General features: G+C 43.1%; 23 protein-coding genes and 1 riboswitch. Of the genes, 3 read left to right on the plus strand and 20 right to left on the minus strand.

Annotated features, from left to right (window positions below; genetic code table 11):
* Nucleotides 1-3: 3 nt before the first annotated feature.
* The 4 genes from DESOR_RS22205 to kamA all read right to left on the minus strand — a co-directional run bounded on the left by DESOR_RS22205 (nucleotide 4) and on the right by kamA (nucleotide 3,567).
* On the minus strand, nucleotides 4-462 hold the full coding sequence (locus DESOR_RS22205; protein WP_014186839.1) for a ribosome maturation factor RimP: 459 nt from the start codon (nucleotides 460-462) through the stop codon (nucleotides 4-6).
* Nucleotides 463-1,039: 577 nt separating this feature from the next.
* Nucleotides 1,040-1,462 carry a universal stress protein gene (locus DESOR_RS22215; protein ID WP_014186840.1) on the minus strand — a complete coding sequence of 141 codons (423 nt, stop codon included), beginning with the start codon at nucleotides 1,460-1,462 and terminating at the stop codon, nucleotides 1,040-1,042.
* A gap of 10 nt (nucleotides 1,463-1,472) precedes the next feature.
* Nucleotides 1,473-2,297 (minus strand): putative beta-lysine N-acetyltransferase, encoded by an 825-nt coding sequence (gene ablB, locus DESOR_RS22220; protein ID WP_014186841.1) that lies wholly within the window; start codon nucleotides 2,295-2,297, stop codon nucleotides 1,473-1,475.
* Nucleotides 2,290-3,567 (minus strand): lysine 2,3-aminomutase, encoded by a 1,278-nt coding sequence (kamA, locus tag DESOR_RS22225; protein ID WP_014186842.1) that lies wholly within the window; start codon nucleotides 3,565-3,567, stop codon nucleotides 2,290-2,292. The genes ablB and kamA overlap by 8 nt, the downstream gene beginning before the upstream one ends.
* A gap of 565 nt (nucleotides 3,568-4,132) precedes the next feature.
* Between kamA and DESOR_RS22230 the strand changes: the two genes are divergently transcribed.
* Genes DESOR_RS22230 through DESOR_RS22240 form a run of 3 tightly spaced genes read left to right on the plus strand, consistent with a single transcriptional unit; the run spans nucleotide 4,133 to nucleotide 6,410 of the window.
* Nucleotides 4,133-4,927, plus strand: coding sequence for an ABC transporter substrate-binding protein (locus DESOR_RS22230; RefSeq protein ID WP_014186843.1), 795 nt, complete (start codon nucleotides 4,133-4,135; stop codon nucleotides 4,925-4,927).
* Between the two features lie 56 nt (nucleotides 4,928-4,983).
* On the plus strand, nucleotides 4,984-5,652 hold the full coding sequence (locus DESOR_RS22235; protein WP_014186844.1) for an amino acid ABC transporter permease: 669 nt from the start codon (nucleotides 4,984-4,986) through the stop codon (nucleotides 5,650-5,652).
* A 32-nt stretch (nucleotides 5,653-5,684) separates the two neighbouring features.
* A complete protein-coding gene (locus DESOR_RS22240; protein WP_042332640.1) occupies nucleotides 5,685-6,410 on the plus strand; it encodes an amino acid ABC transporter ATP-binding protein in 726 nt (241 codons plus the stop codon).
* A 548-nt stretch (nucleotides 6,411-6,958) separates the two neighbouring features.
* Here DESOR_RS22240 and DESOR_RS22245 read toward each other — a convergent pair.
* The 16 genes from DESOR_RS22245 to hslU all read right to left on the minus strand — a co-directional run bounded on the left by DESOR_RS22245 (nucleotide 6,959) and on the right by hslU (nucleotide 23,145).
* The gene (locus DESOR_RS22245) at nucleotides 6,959-8,338 is read right to left on the minus strand and encodes an alanine/glycine:cation symporter family protein (protein WP_014186847.1); all 1,380 of its coding nucleotides are present in this window, start codon (nucleotides 8,336-8,338) and stop codon (nucleotides 6,959-6,961) included.
* 325 nt (nucleotides 8,339-8,663) lie between these two features.
* Nucleotides 8,664-8,757: riboswitch (glycine riboswitch) on the minus strand.
* Nucleotides 8,758-9,033: 276 nt separating this feature from the next.
* Nucleotides 9,034-10,758 carry a proline--tRNA ligase gene (locus tag DESOR_RS22250; RefSeq protein WP_014186848.1) on the minus strand — a complete coding sequence of 575 codons (1,725 nt, stop codon included), beginning with the start codon at nucleotides 10,756-10,758 and terminating at the stop codon, nucleotides 9,034-9,036.
* 76 nt (nucleotides 10,759-10,834) lie between these two features.
* Nucleotides 10,835-11,926, minus strand: coding sequence for a flavodoxin-dependent (E)-4-hydroxy-3-methylbut-2-enyl-diphosphate synthase (gene ispG, locus DESOR_RS22255; protein WP_014186849.1), 1,092 nt, complete (start codon nucleotides 11,924-11,926; stop codon nucleotides 10,835-10,837).
* Between the two features lie 20 nt (nucleotides 11,927-11,946).
* Complete coding sequence (gene rseP / locus DESOR_RS22260) at nucleotides 11,947-13,017, minus strand: RIP metalloprotease RseP (RefSeq protein ID WP_014186850.1); 1,071 nt, start codon at nucleotides 13,015-13,017, stop codon at nucleotides 11,947-11,949.
* Between the two features lie 63 nt (nucleotides 13,018-13,080).
* Nucleotides 13,081-14,226: a 1-deoxy-D-xylulose-5-phosphate reductoisomerase gene (locus DESOR_RS22265; protein WP_042332642.1), complete on the minus strand. Its 1,146-nt coding sequence runs from the start codon at nucleotides 14,224-14,226 to the stop codon at nucleotides 13,081-13,083.
* A 69-nt stretch (nucleotides 14,227-14,295) separates the two neighbouring features.
* The gene (gene ytvI / locus DESOR_RS22270; RefSeq protein WP_014186852.1) at nucleotides 14,296-15,399 is read right to left on the minus strand and encodes a sporulation integral membrane protein YtvI; all 1,104 of its coding nucleotides are present in this window, start codon (nucleotides 15,397-15,399) and stop codon (nucleotides 14,296-14,298) included.
* A 10-nt stretch (nucleotides 15,400-15,409) separates the two neighbouring features.
* Nucleotides 15,410-16,192, minus strand: coding sequence for a phosphatidate cytidylyltransferase (locus DESOR_RS22275; protein WP_014186853.1), 783 nt, complete (start codon nucleotides 16,190-16,192; stop codon nucleotides 15,410-15,412).
* A 9-nt stretch (nucleotides 16,193-16,201) separates the two neighbouring features.
* Nucleotides 16,202-16,966, minus strand: a complete 765-nt coding sequence (gene uppS, locus DESOR_RS22280; RefSeq protein ID WP_014186854.1) for an undecaprenyl pyrophosphate synthase — start codon at nucleotides 16,964-16,966, stop codon at nucleotides 16,202-16,204.
* Between the two features lie 171 nt (nucleotides 16,967-17,137).
* Nucleotides 17,138-17,338 (minus strand): hypothetical protein, encoded by a 201-nt coding sequence (locus DESOR_RS22285; RefSeq protein ID WP_014186855.1) that lies wholly within the window; start codon nucleotides 17,336-17,338, stop codon nucleotides 17,138-17,140.
* Complete coding sequence (gene frr / locus DESOR_RS22290; protein WP_014186856.1) at nucleotides 17,335-17,892, minus strand: ribosome recycling factor; 558 nt, start codon at nucleotides 17,890-17,892, stop codon at nucleotides 17,335-17,337. Before frr ends, DESOR_RS22285 begins: the two co-directional genes overlap by 4 nt.
* On the minus strand, nucleotides 17,892-18,614 hold the full coding sequence (gene pyrH / locus DESOR_RS22295; protein WP_014186857.1) for a UMP kinase: 723 nt from the start codon (nucleotides 18,612-18,614) through the stop codon (nucleotides 17,892-17,894). The genes frr and pyrH overlap by 1 nt, the downstream gene beginning before the upstream one ends.
* A gap of 91 nt (nucleotides 18,615-18,705) precedes the next feature.
* Nucleotides 18,706-19,359 carry a translation elongation factor Ts gene (gene tsf / locus DESOR_RS22300; RefSeq protein WP_014186858.1) on the minus strand — a complete coding sequence of 218 codons (654 nt, stop codon included), beginning with the start codon at nucleotides 19,357-19,359 and terminating at the stop codon, nucleotides 18,706-18,708.
* Between the two features lie 140 nt (nucleotides 19,360-19,499).
* Nucleotides 19,500-20,225 (minus strand): 30S ribosomal protein S2, encoded by a 726-nt coding sequence (gene rpsB, locus DESOR_RS22305; RefSeq protein WP_014186859.1) that lies wholly within the window; start codon nucleotides 20,223-20,225, stop codon nucleotides 19,500-19,502.
* Between the two features lie 183 nt (nucleotides 20,226-20,408).
* Nucleotides 20,409-20,861, minus strand: coding sequence for a hypothetical protein (locus tag DESOR_RS22310; RefSeq protein ID WP_242832388.1), 453 nt, complete (start codon nucleotides 20,859-20,861; stop codon nucleotides 20,409-20,411).
* 56 nt (nucleotides 20,862-20,917) lie between these two features.
* Complete coding sequence (gene codY, locus DESOR_RS22315) at nucleotides 20,918-21,715, minus strand: GTP-sensing pleiotropic transcriptional regulator CodY (RefSeq protein WP_014186861.1); 798 nt, start codon at nucleotides 21,713-21,715, stop codon at nucleotides 20,918-20,920.
* A gap of 41 nt (nucleotides 21,716-21,756) precedes the next feature.
* Entirely contained in the window at nucleotides 21,757-23,145 is a 1,389-nt protein-coding gene (gene hslU / locus DESOR_RS22320) for an ATP-dependent protease ATPase subunit HslU (RefSeq protein WP_014186862.1), read from the minus strand.
* Nucleotides 23,146-23,148: the final 3 nt, after the last annotated feature.

Below are 23,148 nucleotides of genomic sequence, written 5' to 3' on the forward strand. Positions count from 1 at the left end.
ACATTAAAAATCTATTGCTAAATGAGCTTTTTTCACTAAATTACGAGGAATTGAGATGCGCTCATCATTATATTCTAAAACGATCTCATTGTTTATAAGACCAACTAGATTCCCTATAAACTTCTCGTATCCCATAAACTTCGATGTTGTCAGCACCGTAACTAAATTTCCCTGAAAACGAACAAAGTCCTCTTCCTTTTTGAGAGGACGCTCAAGCCCAGGTGAAGACACTTCAAGCATGTATGCTTGCGGAATGGGATTTTTCTCATCCAACATTTCACTGACAACGTGACTTACAGCAGTACAATCATCCATGTCTACGCCGCCGTCTTTATCTATAAACAGGCGCAAATACCAATGTGCGCCTTCTTTAACGTACTCTACATCGATTAATTCAAGGCCTTTTTCCTTAATTAATGGCTCAACCATTACCCCAATTTTTTGTACCAATGCTTGATTCATATGATATCGCTCCTTTAAACGTAACGTAACATAACCAATCCTATTATAGTCTAACGTAGATGAGTATGAGTTATACTTACGCCACGATATGGACAAACGAAGGAGCGGGCTTGAACCCACTCCTTACCATCAACCCTACAAATTTCCTTATACTAATATAGCACATTCAATACATCTGTGCAACCTACTACTAAGTAGATAACCCCTTTCCTCATAAAATATGACACATTTATAACTAAAAACAAGATGTACCATTGGTGAATACTGTAAATATATAGGAGATAATCTTACTGATTGTTGTATCTAAGAAAGACTTATTTTTTAAATGCTTAAATGGAATCCAATTTAGAACCATTCTCTGCAGAAGCTTATTTCCTTTGATCAAAAATAATTTGATCCGTTCATCATCCAACTTTTCAATTGCGACAATATTTCTCCTTCTGCTTGAAGTACGAGCCAAACTTTGCTTTCTCACAACATGTTGAAGTCCCAGGTAGTACTCCTGATATTGAACAGCCTTCTCCAAGGGAATAAATCATATTAGAAAAATAGGAAGGAAGCAAGTCATCCTTCCTTCCTATTTGACAATAAGCACAGGGCAGGGAGCGTATTTAATCACCCATTGACTGACGCTTCCCAACAGCAGTCCTGTCAGCCAATTAAATCCTCTGCTGCCCATGACTATTAAATTTGCCTTTTCTTCCTTAGCCATACCTATAATCAGTGTAACTGGGTTGCCGGCAGCCGTTTTTTTACTGATTGAGAGAGATTTAACGTCAAGGTCTGAAAGCAGGTTATTTAAACTCTCTTCCGTACCAATGGCTTCCAATAAAGTAAAACATCTTTCCGGGATTGATCCGCCATACCAGCTGGGGATGATTGGGTTGATGTATACAACGGTTAATTCGGCACCTGTACCTTTGCATAACTCTAGGGCATACTCTAAAGCACGTCTGGATAGAGCAGAAGAATCCACCGGAACTACAATTCTTCGATACATAAGCATACCCCTATTTGACCCAAAGATTCATATCTTCAAAAGAACCCGCGATATCACAATTCTTGATTAAGCGGCCTTGAAATCTGTACCCAAGCTTGTGAAATACTCTATTCATCCCATATGACTGGGCACGTGCCAATGTAAAGAGAATATAGGATCCGTACTTTTGGATCTCCTGCTCTAATATGTCCAGGAGACGTTGGGAAAGTGAATAACCTCGATACTCTTTTAAGGTTGCACAATCCGTCATTTCGCAGCGTTTTAAAGTATCATCCGGGTAAGCTGCTGCAACGGCAACGAGCCTCTCTTCAAAGAATGCTCCGGCGAAAATATTCCCATTTTTAATCAAGGACTGGACATATTGATCATCTTCCACAGGCGATGGGTAAGTTTTAAACACTTGGGTTAATAGTTTTGATATTTCCGGTGCAAAGGATTCATTCAGAAGTTTTAGCTCCATCCCTTGCGGCAAGGAGGGCATCCTCCTAATCGGTTCCGTCCTGACAGTGTTAATAATATCATTTTCAGATTCCAGTTTATCGGAATTTCCCCTAGAAAAACTAACATAGTAAGCAAGGCTAATGGCAAATTCATCATACTTATCCCGGAAGAGACTCCCTTCCGTACGAAATCCGCATCCCAAAAATTCAGGCACATCTGCAGGGATAGCCCAAAGCCATATTTTTTCGAGTTTTCTTGCCACTGCAAAATCAATGAGCTCACGACTAAAAAAAGCTGGGTTAGTCTCTTCTGGATAGCCATTGACGACTAGCCGTTTATTCCTTTCATCCACAATAACGGATTTTAAGGAACACAGGCCCATCGTGTTAAGCATTAGCTCCACCTCCGCCGGAGACTTTTTTTCGTCTCTCCTGTCGCTGGTTTTCTTGAGGGGTCAGACTGATACGCTCACCCTGAAGCAGCTTTACTAAACCAATTTTACGGGTCTTCATACTTGTGCAAGGGTTCGGGCATGTCTTACAGCGGCTTTCTTTGTCTTCAGGCTCCTGATAGACGCTGATAACTCCTTCATAATTACGCAGGATTACTTTGTCATTGGATTGAGAAATCAAATAGTTTGGCTGTAAAGGAATTTTTCCTCCGCCTCCCGGCGAGTCAACGACAAAGGTTGGAACTGCAAAACCTGAGGTATGGCCCCTAAGCATTTCGATGATTTCCAGACCGGTACTAACGGATGTCCGGAAATGTTCAATGCCACGGGATAGATCGCATTGATACAAATAATAGGGTCTTACACGGGATTTAACCAGTTCATGAACCAGTTTCTTCATGATTATCGGACAATCATTGATTCCTTTAAGTAAAACGGATTGGTTGCCAAGAGGTATACCTGCGTTGGCGAGTTTATTCAGCGCCTCACGAGCTTCACCAGTAATTTCTTTTGGATGATTGAAGTGAGTATTAATCCAAATTGGCTGAAACTTTTGCAAAATCCGGATCAGATTCTCTGTAATACGCATGGGAAGAACAACCGGAGTTCTTGTCCCAATTCTGATAATCTCAACGTGAGGAATTGAACGAAGATTAGTTAGGATATATTCCAGACGCTCATCGGAAAGTGTAAATGGATCCCCCCCGGATATGAGTACATCTCGAATTTGAGGGTTGGAGCGGATATATTCCAGAGCAAGCTTAAAGCGATTAAGGGGCAAGGCCTTGTCTGTCTGCCCAGCCATCCTTCTTCTGGTGCAATGTCTGCAATACATTGAGCATTGATCAGTTACCAGGAGCAAGACCCGATCAGGGTAACGGTGTGTTAATCCCGGTACAGGAGAATCTGCTTCTTCGTGCAGCGGATCATCTAAATCACAAGAGGATTTATTCAGTTCAAGGATGGAAGGAATTGCTTGTTTTCGAATCGGACAATCAGGATCTTTTAGATCTATAAGAGAAAAATAGTATGGTGTGATTGCCATACGAAAATTTTTTAGACACTCCTCTATTTGATCTGCTTCCACAACGTCTAGAGACATTGATTCCAGGAGTTCCTTTTGATTTGTAATTCGATTTGAAATTTGCCAATTCCAATCATTCCATTGTTCGTCGCTCACATCAGGCCACAATACTTTTCGTTGATCATTCATTTATTCTACCTCCTCGTCTGGTTACCCGAAAGTTTATCCAAAATAGCTTAGGCTTCGGTTACTAAAATACTTGGCAGGTGCCCACGACGAAAACACTGTTTTCGCACGGGTTAAACCCTCTTGCAGACACTGTCTTTGCACTCGATAACCTTCAGAAACTGTCTATACTTCGACCTGGATTTTGAGGTGAAACACACAATACTTGGCCAGGTTTTTGGATAGCAGTACCTCTGTAACCATAGATGGCTAAAAGGGGCCTTTAAATTCAACCCAGGGTAAGGATAAACTGACAACTTCTTTAAATATAATAAGTTGTTTGCAAATAATTGTCAACTTTAAATTTTGTAGAATTATAACCCCAAGATTTTATTTGATAATTGGCCTAACGTATAAATTATGGTATACTAAGGAAAGTAACAACTTATAATTATAAATGAAGTTGTTAGGGAAAATCTGTATCGATTAATATTTAGCTTTGCTGGAGGTGGTCCTATTGCCTTAATAAAGGGCATTGATATGAGTGTTTATCAAAAGATAACAGGTACATAGGAGGGAGAAAAAGATCATGAAAAAGTTAAAATTACTTATCCTTGCTACACTAATCTTATTGGTAATGACCGGTTGCGGTGCTTCTAAAAGTAATTCGGATTCTGAAAAAACACCTGCAACTACCCTGGAAAAAATTAAGGCTGCTGGAAAAATCACATTTGCTATGAGTGGACAGTATCCCCCATTCAACTACTTTAACGAGGAAAATGAGCTGACTGGGTTTGATGTGGAAATTGGCCAGGAAATCGCCAAGAGAATCAATGTCAACCCCGAGCCAATTGCCACCGAATGGGATGGAATCATCGCCGGCTTAACAACCAGCAAATTTGATATGATTTTAGGCAGTATGGCCATTACTGATGAACGATTGCAAAAAGTCAATTTTAGTAATCCTTACTATCGCTCTGGAGCCCAAATTATTGTACCCTCGGATTCAACGATCAGCGGCGCTGATGATTTGAAAGGCAAAACCGTCGGCGTTGTTCTCGGTACAACTTTTGAAACGAAAGCTCGGGAACTGGGTGCCAATGTCAACACTTACAAAGGTGACCCTGATGCCTTTCATGATATGCTTAATGGCAGACTTGATGCCGTAATTACGGATAAAATTGTAGGTTTAAATGCTATTAAGAATAATAATTATCCTTTTAAATTAGTTGGTGATTTAATATATGTGGAGAAAATGGGGATCGCTATTCGTAAAGACAGTCCTGAACTATTAGATGCAGTTAACAAAGCTCTTACAGATATGATGGATGACGGCACCTACAAAGCTATTAGTGAAAAGTATTTCAATCAGGATATCCGTTAATCCTATGATTGATTCAGCAAAGGGGTGTGCTCTGATCAAACTGGAGGTTATTGGCAATGGATCTGGATTTTAGCATCATCGTAAAATATCTGCCGTTCTTATTACAAGGGGCAGCCCTAACCATAGAATTGGCCGTCTTAGGGATAGCATTCGGTATCATTATTGGTCTGATTGCAGCGATCCTAAAAATATCCCACACTCCTCTGAAGTATATTGCTCATTTTTACATTTGGCTGATTAGGGGAACCCCTTTGCTTGTTCAGTTATTTCTCATCTATTTTGGTCTCCCACAGCTGGGCATCACACTCAATGCTTTTGCCTCTTCTATTCTGGGATTGGGAATTAACAGCGGTGCTTATATCGCTGAGGTCTTTCGGGGGGGCATTGAAGCAATTCCCAAAGGACAAACGGAAGCTTCTCTGTCTCTTGGCATGGGAAAGTTTTTGACGATGCGCAGAATTATCTTTCCCCAGGCCTTGCGCATTTCTATTCCGTCATTAGGCAATCAATTTATCATCTCCTTGAAAGATTCTTCTCTTTGTTCCGTCATCACCATGTCGGAACTCCTCCAAACTTCCCAACGCTTTGCCAGTGTGACATTTGGTTCTTTGGAATTCTATACCACTGCAGCTCTCTTATATTTACTAATGACAACGGTAATATCCGCTGCTTTACGCAGCCTTGAATGGCGTTTATCGAAAGAAAATCGGACAAGGGCGTGTTGAGATTGGGGTTAACGATAACAAATAATCCACCAATGATTACAGTTAACAGGTTAGTTAAAGACTTTGGCTATAACCGGGTTATTGACGGCATTGATGCGACGGTGTCCACCGGCGAGGTTGTTGTGCTTATCGGAGCCAGCGGCTCAGGGAAAAGTACGTTTTTGCGCTGTTTAAACGGCTTAGAGACATTGACATCAGGAGAGATTTTGATCGAAAGTACCCCCTTAGAGAGAAATTCAAAAAGTCTCAAACAAATCCGTCGTCAGGTAGGAATGGTATTCCAGCAATTCAATCTCTTCCCCCATTTGACAGTCTTGGAAAATATCATTGAAGCTCCCGTTCACGTCCTCCATCAGCCAAAGAAGCAGGTTATTAAGGTTGCTCAAGAATTGCTTGCTAAGGTTGGTCTTTCCGATAAACAAAACTGTTATCCCGGCACGTTGTCAGGCGGGCAATGTCAACGAGTAGCCATTGCTCGAGCCTTAGCTATGCATCCCAAAATAATGCTCTTTGATGAGCCCACTTCAGCTCTTGATCCCGAGCTGGTGGGGGAAGTTCTTACCGTAATGAAGCAATTGGCAGAAGATGGCATGACCATGGTTGTTGTTACCCATGAAATGGGCTTTGCCCGGGAAGTAGCCGATCGAGTCATTTTTATTGATGAAGGGAAAATAGTCGAAGAAGGGCCGCCTGCCCAGATTTTTGGAAATCCTCAAGAAAAACGAACTCAGGCGTTTCTCGGAAGGTTAAGCCATTAAGAGGATGAAAAAAGGACGTGTCCTGAGGTCGGGCAGCTTCGCCGCATCTGTGCAAGTAAGTTAATTCGTGCGAAGACAGTGTCTTCGTACCGCAGCATACCGGCAAGAGCTTTCGACTACTTTGTACGGCCTTACATCAATCGCTCAAATTCGGAATCGATTCCGAATTTAAATGTCCTGAGCAACGCAAGCCCTTATTGGTGACAAAAATAAGACAAGAATGTAAGCGCCTAGGCACTTTACAGTCTTGTCTTTATTTAGTCCTAAATAACCCCAGACAAGGGTAACCTCTGCCGGACAAAGTGCATAAGATAATAATGATAGGCTAAGTCTTAGCAAAATCCGGAATAAGGGAGGATCATCCATGCCCATTATTTCGTCAGGGGTGGAAGCCGAGCTGGTTGAAACCACGGATTCAGCCACAAGTGATTTGTACGATCCGCCCCTGTATTAAAGCCTGTCAGAAAGATAAATGAACGACAGTTCAAATTCGGATTTAAATCCGAATTTGAAACAGAAACCAGGCGGCGATTCTCCTGAGATAACACTTATTTTTTAATTACCGGTATTGGATCCTTGGAGATCTCATCCAAATTGTCTTCCCAAAGGTACTTTTTCGTTTCCGCTACTATAACTCCGCTTAAGAGGAGCAGAGAGATGAGGTTTGGTATGGCCATCAGGGCATTCATGGCATCTGCCATGTCCCAAACCAGCTGAAGCGTCATAATAGAGCCCAGGAATACTGCAAAAACCCAAAGAATCCGGTAAGGCAGGATGGCAGCTTTGCCAAACAAGTACTCAATTGCTCTCTCTCCGTAATAGGACCAGCCCAGGATCGTTGAGAACACAAAGGTTAATAAACCAACGGTTAATACAAAGGGACCGACAACCGGAATTTGGGCAAAAGCCGCCTTGGTCAGGGCGGCACCTTTTAAGCCTTCCGTTGCTGCAGGGTTGCTCATGATATTACTCACAACAACCACTCCTGTCATTGCACAGACTACCACTGTATCCCAGAAAGTTCCGGTAGCAGAAACAAGGGCCTGACGTACAGGATTTCTGGTTTGGGCGGCAGCAGCTACAATAGGAGCAGATCCTAACCCGGATTCGTTGGAGAACAACCCCCGGGCTATACCATAGCGTGCAGCCATCATAACAGATGCGCCAATAAAGCCGCCGCCGGCTGCCTGAGGAGAAAATGCGGAACTAACAATCAAACTGATTGCCGGAATTACATGTGAAGAATTTAAAACTAAGATAATGATACAGCCAACAACATAAAATAAGGCCATGAGTGGTACTAATTTCTCACATACTAAAGCTATAGATTTAACCCCACCGATAATAACTACCCCTGTTAGGAGGGCCATAATACCGCCGGTAATATATGAGGAGATATTGAAAGTCTCCTGGACCATTGTAGAAATTGAATTTGCTTGAACTGTGTTGCCAATTCCAAAAGCAGCAATTGCTGTAAAGATACAAAATAAGACCGCCAATCCTTTTTGACCGAGACCATTCTCTAAAGCATACATCGGCCCGCCAAGCATGGTGCCGTCAGAAGTCTTAACACGGTATTTAACAGATAATAAAGCCTCGGAGTATTTAGTTGCAATGCCAAAGACGCCCGTCAGCCAACACCAAAGTACAGCTCCAGGACCGCCCAGAGCAACTGCTGTCGAAACTCCAACAATATTGCCGGTCCCAATGGTTGCTGCCAATGCCGTCGCAAGAGCCCCAAATTGACTTACATCTCCTTCAGAGGCTTTGTCCTTGGTTATGGATAACTTAATGGCCTTAATTATGTGCTTTTGAATGAACCTGGTTCGGAAGGTAAGAAATAAATGCGTACCGAAAAGAAGAATCAACATTGGGGGACCCCAGAGATAATCATTTAACCAGATGACGATGTTGTGAAACCATTCCATGTCTTAATGCTCCTCCTTAAATTTCTGTCTTCTCCATGTTGCTATTTTAAAGTCTTGCTAACACCAAGCTGTTAAGACTCTGGCGATTACCATTGCTTCATCTAAGCTTCAGAAAGTATGTACTGCAAAGTTTTACCGCCTCTCCATGCAATGGGTTCTCTTCTGCGGGCGAAGCTGCCCTGGCCCTTGGGTCTATGAGCTCTTTTGATGCATGGTTTTAAACTCTTTTTCAAGGTAAAAAAAGAGCCAAATCATTGCGATTTGACTCTGGCTTACCTGTAAGAAAAGTTTAGAAGCCCACTGACAAAATGTCATTGGCATAAACTTTAAATACTCTGTCCTTTTGCCTGAGAGATTAGCAAAGCATATTGCGTTGCCCCTTCGGCGCCCATTAATTGGATCTCTCCAGAGTCCTGTCAATTTACGGTCCCGCTTGGAAGTTCAAGCTCCTGAAAGTACTACCTCTTCGGCAGGCAATTGAATGCCACTCTCCCATAAATTTCATCCAGCATTATTCAATTGGTTTTTAGCGAGCTAATGACTATTATAGTTTTTTTAAAATCAATAATCAATAATCAATAATCAATAATCAATAATCAATAATCAATAATCAATAGCAAATTCTATTGTCTGGAGGTCCAAATGAAAAAAGTACAATCAATGATTCTTTCAATATCAGAGGAAGAATCATAAAACTAACACTTTAGAGCTTTCTTAACCATTTCTTTAACCTGATGAGAAAGGTCTTCAATGTTTATTAAATGAGTTTCCCCGGATTTTCGCTCTTTCAGTTCAACCTGGCCATTAGCAAGGGTTTTGCTGCCCAAGGTCACTCTTATGGGATATCCAACCAAATCAGCGTCTTTAAATTTCACACCGGCACGTTCATCCCGGTCATCAAGGACAACTTCAACTCCCAGCCGTTGCAGCTCTTGATAAAGTTTATCCGCTGTTTCAACAACGAGAGCATCTTTGTTACTGGTTGGCACGATAATAACCTGATAAGGAGCAATAGGCATAGGCCAAATAATTCCAAACTCATCATTATTTTGCTCTATGGCAGCCGCCATGGTTCTGCTTACACCAACTCCATAACAGCCCATGACACAGCTTCGTTCCACGCCGTTTTCGTCTAAGAAATTAGCTCCTAATGCTTTGCTGTATTTAGTCCCTAATTTAAAGACCTGTCCTACTTCGATTCCTCTAGCCTCTTTAAGGGGAGCACCACATTTGAGACAAGCTTCACCTGGTTCCACCATTCGCAAGTCGAGAACTTGATCAATACGGAAATCCCGGCTGGGAACAACATCGGTGTAATGGTGGTCTGCCTGATTTGCACCACATACAGCCCTCTTCATTAAAGGGACTTCTTCGTCTGCCACGACCATTAGGCCTGCCGGTGTATCGACCGGGCCCACGGAACCTGGTTCACAACCTAAAATTTCCTTAACTAACTCAGGTGAAGCCAGCTGAAGAGAAACGAATCCGCCTAAAGCGTTGTTCAGTTTAATTTCATTAAGGGTACGGTCCCCGCGTACCAAGACCAAGAAGATTTTGTCATCCCCTTGATAAAGCAGAGATTTTACTAAGGCAGTCTTGGGTACTGCCAAAAATTCACTTAGACTCTCGATAGTTTTGACACCGGGGGTAGGCACCAGCTTCCGCTGCCCTTGAGGAGATTCATCTTCAACAGCTTGAGGCCGGCACTCAGATTTTTCGGTATTGGCCGCATAATCACACCCTGAGCAATAGACCACCGAATTCTCTCCTGAATCCGCGAGTACCATAAACTCGTGGGTACCGCCGGTACCGCCGATTGCTCCGGCATCCGCTTCTACAGGGCGAAAACTCAAACCACAACGGGCAAAGATTCTGCAATAGGCATCGTACATTTTTTGGTAACTTTCATGCAGCCCAGCCTCATCACGGTCAAAAGAATAGAGATCTTTCATAATGAATTCACGTCCGCGCATTAAGCCAAAACGAGGACGTCTCTCATCCCGGTATTTATTTTGAATTTGGTATAGAAGCATAGGCAACTGTTTATAAGAGCGGATTTCACCCCGCACAAGGTCCGTGATAATTTCTTCATGAGTTGGTCCTAAGCAGAATTCGCGATTATGGCGGTCTTTTAATCGGAATAGCTCAGCACCGTACACATCCCAGCGCCCACTCTCTTTCCACAATTCAGCAGGCTGCATGATAGGCATTAACACTTCCTGCCCGCCTTTAGCGTCCATTTCCTCCCGGACAATGGTTTCGATCTTTCTTAACACTCGCAGCCCCAACGGTAAAAAGGTGTATAAGCCAGAGGCTGATTTTCGAATCAGACCGGCACGCACCATCAATTGATGGCTGATAACTTCTGCTTCAGCTGGAACCTCTCGGAGTGTCGGATTTAATAATTGACTGACAAGCATGATGTCCATTCCTTTCCAAATATCGTTTATTACTTTTCTTAGTTGTCTATTCTGCTCAGATGTAGAAGAAGAAGGTTTACTCTTCAATAATTATCTGATGCGCCAATACATACTCCTCAATTTCCCGGAGAAGCGCTTCGAGTAATTCCGCCTCTGGAAGGCGGGCAATAATTTGACCTTTGCGAAATAACAGCCCCATGCCTTTTCCTCCGGCAATCCCATAATCAGCTTCTCGTGCTTCCCCAGGTCCATTAACCGCACATCCCATGACAGCGACTTTTAAAGGCTTGTCCAAGGGCGGCAGCTCAGCTAACCGTTCTTCCACTTTTTCTGCCAAGTCTGCTAAGTCAACCTGGGTACGGCCACATGTGGGACAGCTGATTAACTCTACACTGCGCTGCCGTAAACCAAGGACATGCAATATTTCTAGGGCAACGGGAATTTCCCGCACTGGGTCGCCGGTAAGAGACACACGCAAGGTATCTCCAATTCCTTCAGCTAGAAGAGTCCCAATACCTATAGCCGATTTGACAACACCTGAACGGACTGTTCCCGCTTCAGTTACCCCTAAATGCAAGGGGTAATCTATAAGGTGATGGATTCTGCGATAAGCTTCCAGCATGAGAGGAACGGAAGAGGCTTTCAGGGAAACTTTCATTTTATCGTAGCCCTCTTCTTCAAGCAGATGAATATGTCCTAGAGCGCTTTCCACCATCCCTTCAACTGTAGGCCCGCCGTACTTTTCTAAAAGTTCCTTTTCCAAGGAACCGGCATTGACTCCAATTCGAATCGGTAACTCCTTTTCTCTGACGGCACGCACAACCTCTTGAACTTTCCAACGGGCGCCAATATTGCCGGGATTTAATCTCAGTCCATGAATACCTTGTTCTACTGCCTTGATGGCTAAACGATAATCAAAATGAATATCGGCAATGACGGGGAGCGGACTCGCTATAGTTATTTGATGAAGAGCATTGGCGGCATCTTCATCTAAAACAGCTAATCTCACAATTTCACAGCCCACTTTTGCCAAAGCGTGAATTTGCGCAAGTGTACTGTCAATATCACGAGTATCCGTGTTCGTCATGGATTGCACGACGATCGGATTCCCGCCTCCAACGGTTACAGATCCAACCTGCACCGCTTTGGTCAACTTTCTCTGTAACACAAATTTGTACCCCCTGTATATTAACCGGCTTTTACAAACAAGCGCACTATGTCTTTATAAGTGACGGCAAGCATTAAGCCCATAAGCAATACAAAGCCTACTAAATGAATCATATTTTCCTTCTCGGGATTCAGTGGTTTGCCTCTTAATCCTTCAATCAATAAAAACACCAATCTGCTTCCATCCAAGGCAGGAATAGGAAACAAATTTATGAGGCCCAATTGAATGCTCAGAACCCCTGTCAGACCAAGTAAATTAGAAAATCCTTCCTTAGCCCCTTCGCCGATAACCTGAGCAATCATAATCGGTCCGCCTACATCGGCGGGGATTTTTCCTGTGATCATTTGCACCAAAGAAACTACAATCAGCTTTGTAAAATCTACAGAACGTTGAATTCCCACACGGGTTGCCTCAAGAATTGACGCATGCACATAAATGACTTCTTCCACTGGCGCTATTCCGATCATCCCATTCCCTGTTTGAGCATCTTTTTCTGTCTTAATAGATATGGTTTGGCGTTGCTTATCGTTCGCTCGTTCAATCGTTAAACTCAAAATTTGATTTGGTTTAGAATGAATGACTTCTGTCAAACGAGCCCAATCTGGTGTTAACTCCTTGTTCACCGCGATTATCCTATCTCCTGGCTCAATTCCAGAAATGGCAGCTGGTTTTCCCTTAACTAAAGAGCCAACCACATTACTTTGGGTTGGTATCCCAAGATAGGCAAACACGCTGACAAACATGATAATAGCCAATACAAAATTCATAATCGGTCCTGCGGCAATGGCAGCCATACGCTGCCAAACAGGCTTATTCAAAAAACTTCTCGGATCTGTTTTCGACGCTATGACAGCGTTTCCTTGCTCATCCGCTTCCGCATCCATACCGTAAAGCTTGACAAATCCTCCTAAAGGAATAAGGCGCCAAGCATATAATGTTTCTTTCCCTTGATAACCTAAAATTTTGGGACCAAAACCAAAACTGAATTCTATAACCTTGACTCCAATCCATTTTGCCACAATATAATGTCCGAATTCATGAATCATTACCATACTTCCAAAAACAAAAACAATGGCGAGTGTCGTTAACACTTTACCCCCCCCTTTATCGATGTTCGTTGGCTCGAGATTCGTGGTTCGAACATCATAGTTACCTTAAGTTAATATAAGCTCTTCGGCCCGGTGACGTGCCCAACTGTCTGCATCGAGTATGCTGTCCAAATCCATGCTGTCTAAAACCTTATGTTCAGCACATACTTCTCCAACAATATCTATTATGCCCAAATAAGAAACTTTTCTTTGCAGAAATGCTGAGACTGCTACTTCATTGGCAGCATTCATCGCCGCCGGCAGGGTTCCTCCTCGTCTTCCAGCTTGATAGGCTAAGGCTAGGGCTGGAAAAGCCTCAAAATCAGGTTCATGAAAGGTTAAGGTTTTTCCTCTGAGGTCCAGACGCTCAAAAGGATTCTTCCAGCGTGTCGGGTAACTTAAGGCATATTGAATGGGCAAGCGCATATCCGGTCTGCCTAACTGAGCCAAGACTGAGCCATCATAATATTCCACCATAGAGTGTACGACACTTTGGGGATGAATAAGAACCTCTATCCCATCATACGCCACATTAAATAAATGATGCGCTTCAATGACTTCAAGACCTTTATTCATCATCGTCGAAGAATCAATAGTAATTTTCGCGCCCATCTCCCAATTAGGATGACGGAGAGCATTTTCTAGGGTAACACTTTCTAACCTTTCCTTACTCCAGCCGAAAAAAGGACCCCCGGATGCTGTTAAAATAATACGCTCAATTGTTTCCGGGTTCTCTTCCAAACACTGAAAAATGGCCGAGTGTTCACTGTCAACGGGGAGTATTTTGCAATTCATGGCTTGGGCCGAAGACATGACTAAATCTCCGCCGGCCACCAAGGTTTCTTTATTAGCCAATGCGATAGTTTTTCCGGCTTTAATGGCCTCAAGAGTGGGCTCAAGTCCTACTCTGCCTGACAAGGCAGTAACAACCGTATCCACCTCTTCAGCAGTTACAGAATTAATAATACCTTCCATACCTTGGTCTACCTTAATGGGCAGATCCTTCAACCGCTCCCGTAGCTCACGGGCAGCAGTCTCGTCCATCATCACAGCGACCGCCGGGCGAAACAAACGCGCCTGTTCTTCCATTAGCCGAACATTTTTCCCTGCCCCCAAGGCATGGATTTTAAGGCAGCCTTCAGCGTGACGTACAACATCCAGTGTTTGACGTCCAATGGACCCTGTTGATCCTAATAGAGTGAGAGTTTTCAAGCTGTTCATCTCTTCCTGCTCTATAAAGCTGATATTTTATCTTTGGTTGATTTTCTATTGATAATGACCTTAATCTTTAGGCGGTCCGAAAACATTGACTCTCCGTACTGCTTCATAGCAAATGACACAGGCAGGTCCCAGAATCAGACCAAACCCTCCAATCAGATGGAGCCCTACATACATAGATATAAGTGTAGGCAATGGGTGAATCCCAATTCCCTTGGCAAATATCCTGGGTTCTAAAAACTGTCGAACTGTCACCGTAATAATCCACATCAACAGCAGCTTTAAGCCTTCTCCAAATAAGCCCATAATGAACAGTCCCACAATCCAAGGGACAAAGAGAATCCCTGTTCCGACAATTGGAACAATGTCCAAAAGTCCGGCAGCCACCCCTAAAGTAACAGCATAACGGTTGCCCATAATTAACAGTCCGGCAATGGTCGAAAGAGCCGTCACAGAGACTAAAATAGCCTGTGCCCGTATATATCCCACTACAGCAGCGCCCAAGTCCGCACTAATTGCTTGTGCACTTACGTGGAAACGTCCGGGAAACAACTTAGCTATAAATCGTTTCACATCAGGATAGCTTGAGCTTATCAACAAAGTAGCTACAATAGAAACTACAATAACAATAAAAACTCGCGGCAAAGCGGTCAGTAATGAAAGCAATAAGGTACTGCCGGATTTTGCCCAATCCTGAAGAGTACGAGCAATAGTTTCCGTAGATGTGAACAGCGTGTCTTGGATTTGAGGATTAACCTTGACAAACTTTTCAGCAGTATCAACTTGCTTTGTCACCAGGTCTACCAAATATCCATAATTAGGGAGTTTTACAGCCAACTCTGACAATTCGGTATAGAGACGGGCCACGATTAAAAATATAAAAAGGCTTACTCCTGCAATCGCCAAAAGCAATGTGAGCACAGCTGCATATGAGCGGCGAATCCTTATGGTTCCCATGACCCGAACAAGCAGGGGTTCCAGCAAAAAGGCAATGATCAGAGCAATAATGAAGGGCAGAAAAGCACTGAACAACTCACTGATTACATTACCGAATACAGGCAAAAATTTTTCAAAAAAATACGTGAACAATTTAAGAAGGATTAAAAGACTCGTGACAATGGCCAGCCGGTTAATATTAGACCATAGCGGGTGTTTCTGTATACTCAATACCTTCACCTCAAGACAGTAATATCACTCCATAGTATACTAATGGGAGCGCAAAGATAAGACTATCAAAACGATCTAAGATCCCGCCATGACCTGGAATAAGTTTGCCGGAATCTTTTACCCCCGCACTGCGTTTTAAGGCTGATTCAAACAGATCTCCAATCTGACCGCTGATTCCTATCACCGTTGCCAGTATTATGTATGTTAGCAAAGATGTACCGCCCATGAACCGCCACCAGACGACTGCTACCGCCATACTGAATATCAGTCCGCCAATGGAACCCTCCACTGTTTTCTTGGGGCTTACATGAGGAGCCAAAAGATGCCGGCCAAATTGCCTCCCTATAAGATATGCACCGGTATCTGTCGCCCATACCAAAAAGATTGTGAGGAAAGTCCACTCTATTCCTTGAGGACGTTGCCGTAGTAAATAGAGATGGGAAAGCAAAACGACTGAATAAACAACAGCCAACAAATTAAAATTTGCCTCCGATAGGGATGCATTTGGATATGTAAGAGCAAGCCGGCCAAGACAAATCACAAACCAGAAAAGCAGTGCTGACAACATCCATTCTTCCCTTTCTGTGAACAAACTAGTCAGCCAAAGGATGGTTACCAGAACAGTTAGGACTGGCCAAGTCACTAGTCCTATCTGTTTACCGATTTGTAAAAATTCAAGCAAAGCCAGCAGTGATAATACAGCCACCAAGAAAGCTGTATAAGGTCCCCCTAAATAGACTAAACCTAAAAATATTGGGGCACCAATCAATGCACTTAATGTTCTTTTTAACATCTGTTATCCTCAATCTGTATGTATTCCACCAAATCGACGATCCCTCTTCTGGAACGCAATAATCGCATCAAGCAGTGCTTTTTCCCCAAAGTCCGGCCAAAGCTCATCAATAACTACAATTTCCGTATAGGCCAGCTGCCAAAGCAAAAAGTTGCTTAACCTCATTTCACCAGAAGTCCGAATCATTAAATCAGGATCCGGCAACCCCCGCGTAAAAAGCGCATTACTAAAGCATTCTTCATCAATCGCATCAATTTGTTGTTTTCCACTCAAAACATCCCCGCTTATTTTCTTAACAGCATTAATAATCTCATAGCGGCCGCCATAATTTAATGCAATGTTAAGAATAAGTCCCGTATTATTCTGAGTACGTTCAATGGAGTTGTTTAACTCTCGCTGAGCCTCTTTAGGCAGATCTTGAAGCCCGCCAATGGCCCGTATGACCACATCATTCTCATGAAGTTCCTGAAGCTCTTTTCTCAAGTATTCTGTAAGCAACGTCATGAGAAACCCTACTTCATCTTTGGGCCGGCTCCAATTTTCTGTAGAAAATGCATAGACTGTCAATACCTTAATTCCTAAATTTGAACAAGTCTTGACCACTTTCCGTAAGGCCTCGACTCCTGCCCGATGTCCCATAGAACGAGGCAAGGCACGCTTTTTAGCCCACCGACCATTCCCATCCATGATAATGGCGATATGGCGAGGAAGTCGTTCCGGCACAATTTGATCCAGCAAATCCATCTTTTTTTGTTTCCAGGCCTTGAGCCACATCATTTACACCTCATTTTCGATGTTCGATATTCGTGGTTTGATGTTCGAGACAGCACATTACACGACTATTCGACGTTATCGAACTACGAATATCGAACTACGAACATCGAGTATAAACATCACAGTTGTATTTTTGAGTGTACGATTAAGACCCCCTTAGCAATTAGGGGGTCAACTTCTTCGCGAAAAATTTTCCTGCGCTAATACAATGTCCAAGCGGTCATCAAACTCTCTCACTCGGACAACTCGATAGTTTCCCCATGTTTCTATATTACCATGAGGCTGGGTAATTTGGAAAGCGTAAGGTTTAGCCAATTGTTTAATCTGAGGTTTAACCTCATTCCACTCACGACCGAGCCAATTACGAATCATACTTCGATAATTTCGCTTTCCTTGGTCTCCATAACGCGTTCAATTTCTTTAATTACTTTATCTGTCATTTTTTGAACTTCTTCTTGGGCACGCTTAACTTCATCTTCAGAAGCCTCGTGATCCTTCTCTAATTTCTTCAATTGGTCATTGACATCACGGCGAATATTTCGTACCGCTACCCGCGCTTCCTCCGCTTTTTTCTTAATTGTCTTGACCAGTTCTGTTCTTCGCTCTGAGGTAAGCTGGGGAATAACGAGACGAATAACATTTCCATCGCTTGACGGATTAAGCCCCAGATCTGATTTCATGATAGCTTTCTCAATGGATGGAAGAACAGACTTATCCCACGGCTGAATTACTAGCATTCTTGCTTCAGGCGTTGATATATTGGCCAGCTGATTAACCGGGGTAGGAGCACCATAATAATCTACCATCACCTTGTCTAAGACACTTGGATTGGCACGGCCTGCACGGATGGTAGCATATTCTCTGCGCAGGGCATCAACCCCTTTATGCATCCGCTCATCCGCATCCTTAATCACTTCAGAAATCATTAACTATCCCTCCCAACATACGTTCCAATTGATTCTCCCATAACAACTCGACGAATATTGCCAGGTTTGGTCAGATCAAAAACTATGACTGGTATATTATTATCCATACAAAGGGAAGTCGCAGTGGAATCCATAACTCCCAAACCCCGGCTAAGGACATCTAAATAGCTTAAGCTTTCAAATCTCTGAGCATTCGGGTTAACTAGGGGATCGGAATCATAAACTCCATCCACCCGTTTAGCCATGAGAATAACTTCTGCTTCGATCTCAGCCGCTCGCAATGCGGCTGTAGTATCTGTGGAGAAATATGGATTGCCGGTTCCTGCAGCAAAAATTACAATACGTCCCTTTTCCAGGTGCCGAATAGCCCGCCGGCGAATATAAGGCTCAGCAACCTGCCGCATTTCAATAGCTGATAAAACGCGAGTATCCGATCCTGCTTTTTCCAAGGCATCCTGTAAAGCCAAAGCGTTCATAACGGTTGCCAGCATCCCCATATAATCCGCTTGAGAACGATCCATTCCCTGAGCACTGCCAGTAATGCCACGCCAGAGGTTTCCTCCGCCAACAACAAGGCTAACCTCAATTCCCATATCCCGAATTTCAGCGACCTGCTCTGCAACAGAAACAAGCATATCATGTTGAAGGCCAAATCCTTGATTACCTGCAAGGGCTTCCCCACTTATTTTTAGGACAACTCGTCTATACCGTGGTTTTTCCATGGATTAACCTCCATTAATATAATTCTATCCTTGAACATCCTTACATTCCAAAAAGAGAACACCGGGGTGTTCTCTAGTTTGTTGTTAGGTACTATCGATTCAGTTCTTTCATAACTTCTGCAGCAAAATCATCTTGCCGTTTTTCGATACCAGCACCTAGCTCATAACGAGTGAACCGGCGAATTACAATGCGTTCGCCAATCTTTGCTGTTTTATCCAAAACAAGAGCTTCAATACTCATATCTGGATCTTTGACAAAAGGCTGTTCTAATAAACATACTTCTTTGTAGAATTTTTCAATCCGGCCTTCAACCATTTTCTCAATGATTTTCTCAGGTTTCCCTTCATTAAGAGCTTGAGCCTTGAGAATATCTCTTTCATGTTGAAGAACGTCAACAGGAACTTCTTCCCTCGTTAAGTATTGTGGGTTTGCTGCAGCGATATGCATGCCTATATCACGAACCAACGCTTTGAATTCATCGCCGCGAGCGACGAAGTCTGTTTCACAGTTAACTTCCAGTAATACTCCGATTCGTCCGCCGCCATGAATATAAGACTCAATTAATCCTTCTGCGGCAATACGAGCACCCTTTTTGGCTGCAGCAGCAAGACCTTTCTCACGAAGATAGTCACAAGCTTTCTCCATTTCACCGCTGCATTCCGTTAGTGCCTTTTTACAATCCATCATGCCTGCTCCGGTTCTCTCTCTCAATTCCTTGACCAGAGCCGCAGTTACCTCTGCCATGTTTAAAACCTCCTAAATATTCGATACATCTTAGTCGAGATGCTCTATAAGTAAGAAATGTTCATGAAAATAAGTATAAAGATAGAAAATGTGCGAAGTACAAGGTTAACCCTCGCACCTCGCTACAATTTTGATGCTATTTACGCTTCGACTGCTTCTTCAGCCTCTTCTTCAGCTTCCTCGCTGCCTTGTTGTCCTTCAATAATAGCATCAGCCATTTTGCCCGTTAACAGCTTAACGGCACGGATGGCATCGTCATTAGCCGGAATAACTACGTCAATTTCATCAGGGTCACAGTTTGTATCGACGATTGCTACGATAGGAATATTCAAACGGCGTGCTTCAGCCACAGCGATTCTTTCTTTACGTGGATCGACAATGAATAATGCATCGGGAAGTTTTTTCATGTTCTTAATGCCGCCTAAGAAGCGTTCCAGTTTTTCCATTTCATGACGTAATGAAGAAACTTCTTTTTTAGTAAGAACATCAAAAACACCTTCTGCTTCCATGCGCTCTAAGACATGTAAGCGCTCAACCCGCTTTTGAATGGTTTGGAAGTTAGTAAGCATTCCGCCCAGCCAGCGCTCATTAACATAGTACATTCCGCAGCGCGATGCCTCTTCTTTGACGGACTCCTGAGCTTGCTTCTTGGTACCTACAAAAAGCATAGTACCACCTTCAGTAGCCAGATTGCGAACGAAATTATAGGCTTCATCAACTTTTTTAACAGTCTTTTGCAAATCGATGATATAAATTCCGTTGCGCTCAGTAAAGATATAGCGTGCCATTTTGGGGTTCCAGCGACGGGTTTGGTGTCCAAAATGAACACCTGCTTCTAGTAATTGTTTCATTGAAATAACTGCCATTGTTCTACCTGCTTTCTTTTTGTTTTTTCCTCCGCAGGTTCATCTCAAAGCGCCCCTTGCCTCCCGGCAAAGAACCGGCGCTTTCATCCCACTGCGTGTGTCGTTAAATCACACTGCTACTAGATTAGCATATTCTTAACAGCTTTGCAACGAAATATGTACATCACCTTAAGCATGGCAAGGCTAATTGGCATACCTGGGTATGTTGGAACGTATTTCGTACTGTTGAATAAAAATTTCCAAATCACTCATCAGCTCAGGGAAGGGAAAATAAAGCTCACTGACATAAAATGAGTCTTTGCCTGTCCGAATCTGAGCAATTTCCTGTCCTTTATCATCAAAATAAATGGCTACTCGCCGAATATCTTTGGGTTCTAGAATATGTTCGCCCAACAGGGAGGAAAAGATGATTTGCTGACCATTCATGACAATTCGTTTACTCTTTCCGATAATCCAGAGAGCTAGGATGCCTAATCCTGAAACCACATAGATGCCAATGAGAATTCTTAGTTCGAGAGTCGGCAGCTTGCTGAAAGCATGCACTCCCCCAATAACCAAGGGATAGAGAATTAGAAACACAAGGCCGGGGACGACGAGGGATTTCAGTTGGTAGACATAATCATGTTCTTCCATCATAATACCTCCTGAGCTCAGAAAGAAATAACGAAACCTGTGCTATCAGTTATCATGTCTTATTTCATGTGTTTCGTGTGCTTTTCCAATTCGTCCAGCAAATAGTCGTTCAGAACTCTTATATAGGTTCCTTTCATTCCTAAAGACTTGGATTCAATCACTCCTGCGGATTCAAACTTTCTCAGGGCATTGACGATAACGGAACGTGTAATTCCTACTCGATCGGCAATTTTGCTGGCTACCAGCAGTCCTTCTCCGCCGCCCAATTCAGCAAAGATATGCTCTACCGCTTCAAGCTCAGAATAGGACAAGGTTCCTACTGCAATTTGAACGGCAGCTTTTTTGCGTGCTTCTTCTTCTGCACGCTCTGCTTTTACACGAAGAATCTCCATACCAACAACGGTTGCTCCATATTCTGCCAATATGAGATCATCTTCATCAAATTCCACATCATATTTAGCTAAAACCAAGGTTCCTACTCGTTCACCGCCGCCTAAAATAGGTACCGTTGTGGTAAGCTTGTTGGTGAAACTGCAAGGTTCGTTGCTGAAAACACAGCCATTAGCCACTTGTGTGGTGTTGGTAATGGTACCTGTAATTTTCATCAAACCTTCATTGTAACTCTCCGGAAACCGTTCTGTGTGAACAACAATATCCTCCATAACTCCGCAATCGAAGCCTTCCATGAAACTATAACCTAAAATTTTACCCCGGCGTCCCACAATGTAACAGTTAGCTGTTACTGCTTGCCCAAGTACTTTTGCCATTTCCTCAAAATCAACAGGATTTCCGGCAGCTCGTTGAATTAACTTATTTATCGTTCTCGTTTTTTCTAACAATGTTGACTTCGTTTCCATATTTTTTTCCTCCTTAACATGCTTATGAGCATGTGCATTTTCTACAAAATATACCTAGCTAAATCCTGATTTTTCACCACATCACCCAAGCGATGTTCAACATACTCCTTGTTGATGGTTACCGTGTAATCCTCCGGCAGCTCAGAGGCCTCAAAGGATAGTTCTTCAAGTACCTTTTCCACAATGGTATGGAGCCTTCGCGCTCCAATATTTTCAGTAGTTGAATTGACTTTATAAGCCACTTCTGCCAGTTCATCAATAGCATTCTCTGTAAAATCAACGTTTATCCCTTCAGTTCCCAATAAAGCGCTGTATTGTTTAATCAGCGAGGATTGGGGCTCCGTCAGAATACGTTTGAAATCTGCGACACTTAGAGAGTCAAGTTCCACTCGAATGGGAAATCTCCCTTGTAGCTCAGGGATAAGATCTGATGGCTTGCTGACATGAAAAGCTCCTGCAGCAATAAATAAGATATGGTCGGTTTTTACCGGACCATACTTGGTAACAATGGTCGATCCCTCAACAATCGGCAGAATGTCACGCTGAACTCCACCTCGCGAAACATCGGCGCCGCTAGCATTTTCTCGTCCGGCAATCTTATCAACCTCATCCAAGAAAACAATTCCCTCTTGTTCTGTCCTGCGAATGGCCTCCTGTACGGCTTCATCATGATCAATCAAGTTTTGAGCTTCTTCCTGAATCAAAATTTTGCGGGCTTCCCGAACCGAAACTTTTCGATTTTTATGTTTCTTGGGAAGCATTCCCGACATCATATCCTGAAGGTTCATGCCCATTTCCATCATGTTATTGTTGCCCAGCATATCCGAAAGAGGCATACTTTCTTCGACGGTTATGTTGATAACTTTCTCTTCTAATTCTCCAAGCTCTAAATGTTCTTTGATAATTTTGCGTTCTTTTTCAATTTCCGGAGATACTGCCTGTTCTTTTTCTTCATGAGCTGTCTGCCCAAAGAGCATTTGAAAGGGGTTGCTTGAAGAATTATCGGCACGTTTTTTTACAGGAACCAGCAGCTCCAGCAAGCGTTTTTCGGCATTCACAGCTGCTTGAGCCTGAACCTGATCCATACGTTCCGCTTTAACCATACGCAAAGATATCTCCACCAAATCCCTGATAATGGATTCTACATCCCTGCCTACATAGCCAACTTCCGTAAACTTGGTTGCTTCCACCTTAATGAAAGGAGCTCTGACCAGCCTGGCCAAACGACGAGCTATCTCGGTTTTACCAACGCCTGTTGGTCCTATCATTAATATGTTTTTAGGTATCACTTCTTCTTGCAGCTGTTCCGGTAAGCGTGAACGCCGGTAACGATTGCGCAAAGCCACTGCAACCGCTCGTTTTGCTGTATTTTGTCCAATAATATATTGATCTAATTCATGGACAATTTCCCGCGGAGTTAAATGATCCATAGT

This window comes from Desulfosporosinus orientis DSM 765, from assembly GCF_000235605.1.
Taxonomy (GTDB): Bacteria; Bacillota; Desulfitobacteriia; order Desulfitobacteriales; family Desulfitobacteriaceae; genus Desulfosporosinus; species Desulfosporosinus orientis.

What these genes read in the sequence shown, in the direction of transcription:
- DESOR_RS22205 (WP_014186839.1), bottom strand. Translation starts at nt 462, where the DNA reads ATGAATCAAGCATTGGTACAAAAAATTGGGGTAATGGTTGAGCCATTA.
- DESOR_RS22215 (WP_014186840.1), bottom strand. Translation starts at nt 1,462, where the DNA reads ATGTATCGAAGAATTGTAGTTCCGGTGGATTCTTCTGCTCTATCCAGA.
- ablB (WP_014186841.1), bottom strand. Translation starts at nt 2,297, where the DNA reads ATGCTTAACACGATGGGCCTGTGTTCCTTAAAATCCGTTATTGTGGAT.
- kamA (WP_014186842.1), bottom strand. Translation starts at nt 3,567, where the DNA reads ATGAATGATCAACGAAAAGTATTGTGGCCTGATGTGAGCGACGAACAA.
- DESOR_RS22230 (WP_014186843.1), top strand. Translation starts at nt 4,133, where the DNA reads ATGAAAAAGTTAAAATTACTTATCCTTGCTACACTAATCTTATTGGTA.
- DESOR_RS22235 (WP_014186844.1), top strand. Translation starts at nt 4,984, where the DNA reads ATGGATCTGGATTTTAGCATCATCGTAAAATATCTGCCGTTCTTATTA.
- DESOR_RS22240 (WP_042332640.1), top strand. Translation starts at nt 5,685, where the DNA reads ATGATTACAGTTAACAGGTTAGTTAAAGACTTTGGCTATAACCGGGTT.
- DESOR_RS22245 (WP_014186847.1), bottom strand. Translation starts at nt 8,338, where the DNA reads ATGGAATGGTTTCACAACATCGTCATCTGGTTAAATGATTATCTCTGG.
- DESOR_RS22250 (WP_014186848.1), bottom strand. Translation starts at nt 10,758, where the DNA reads ATGCTTGTCAGTCAATTATTAAATCCGACACTCCGAGAGGTTCCAGCT.
- DESOR_RS22275 (WP_014186853.1), bottom strand. Translation starts at nt 16,192, where the DNA reads ATGTTAAAAAGAACATTAAGTGCATTGATTGGTGCCCCAATATTTTTA.
- uppS (WP_014186854.1), bottom strand. Translation starts at nt 16,966, where the DNA reads ATGTGGCTCAAGGCCTGGAAACAAAAAAAGATGGATTTGCTGGATCAA.
- DESOR_RS22285 (WP_014186855.1), bottom strand. Translation starts at nt 17,338, where the DNA reads ATGATTCGTAATTGGCTCGGTCGTGAGTGGAATGAGGTTAAACCTCAG.
- frr (WP_014186856.1), bottom strand. Translation starts at nt 17,892, where the DNA reads ATGATTTCTGAAGTGATTAAGGATGCGGATGAGCGGATGCATAAAGGG.
- pyrH (WP_014186857.1), bottom strand. Translation starts at nt 18,614, where the DNA reads ATGGAAAAACCACGGTATAGACGAGTTGTCCTAAAAATAAGTGGGGAA.
- tsf (WP_014186858.1), bottom strand. Translation starts at nt 19,359, where the DNA reads ATGGCAGAGGTAACTGCGGCTCTGGTCAAGGAATTGAGAGAGAGAACC.
- rpsB (WP_014186859.1), bottom strand. Translation starts at nt 20,225, where the DNA reads ATGGCAGTTATTTCAATGAAACAATTACTAGAAGCAGGTGTTCATTTT.
- DESOR_RS22310 (WP_242832388.1), bottom strand. Translation starts at nt 20,861, where the DNA reads ATGATGGAAGAACATGATTATGTCTACCAACTGAAATCCCTCGTCGTC.
- codY (WP_014186861.1), bottom strand. Translation starts at nt 21,715, where the DNA reads ATGGAAACGAAGTCAACATTGTTAGAAAAAACGAGAACGATAAATAAG.
- hslU (WP_014186862.1), bottom strand. Translation starts at nt 23,145, where the DNA reads ATGGATCATTTAACTCCGCGGGAAATTGTCCATGAATTAGATCAATAT.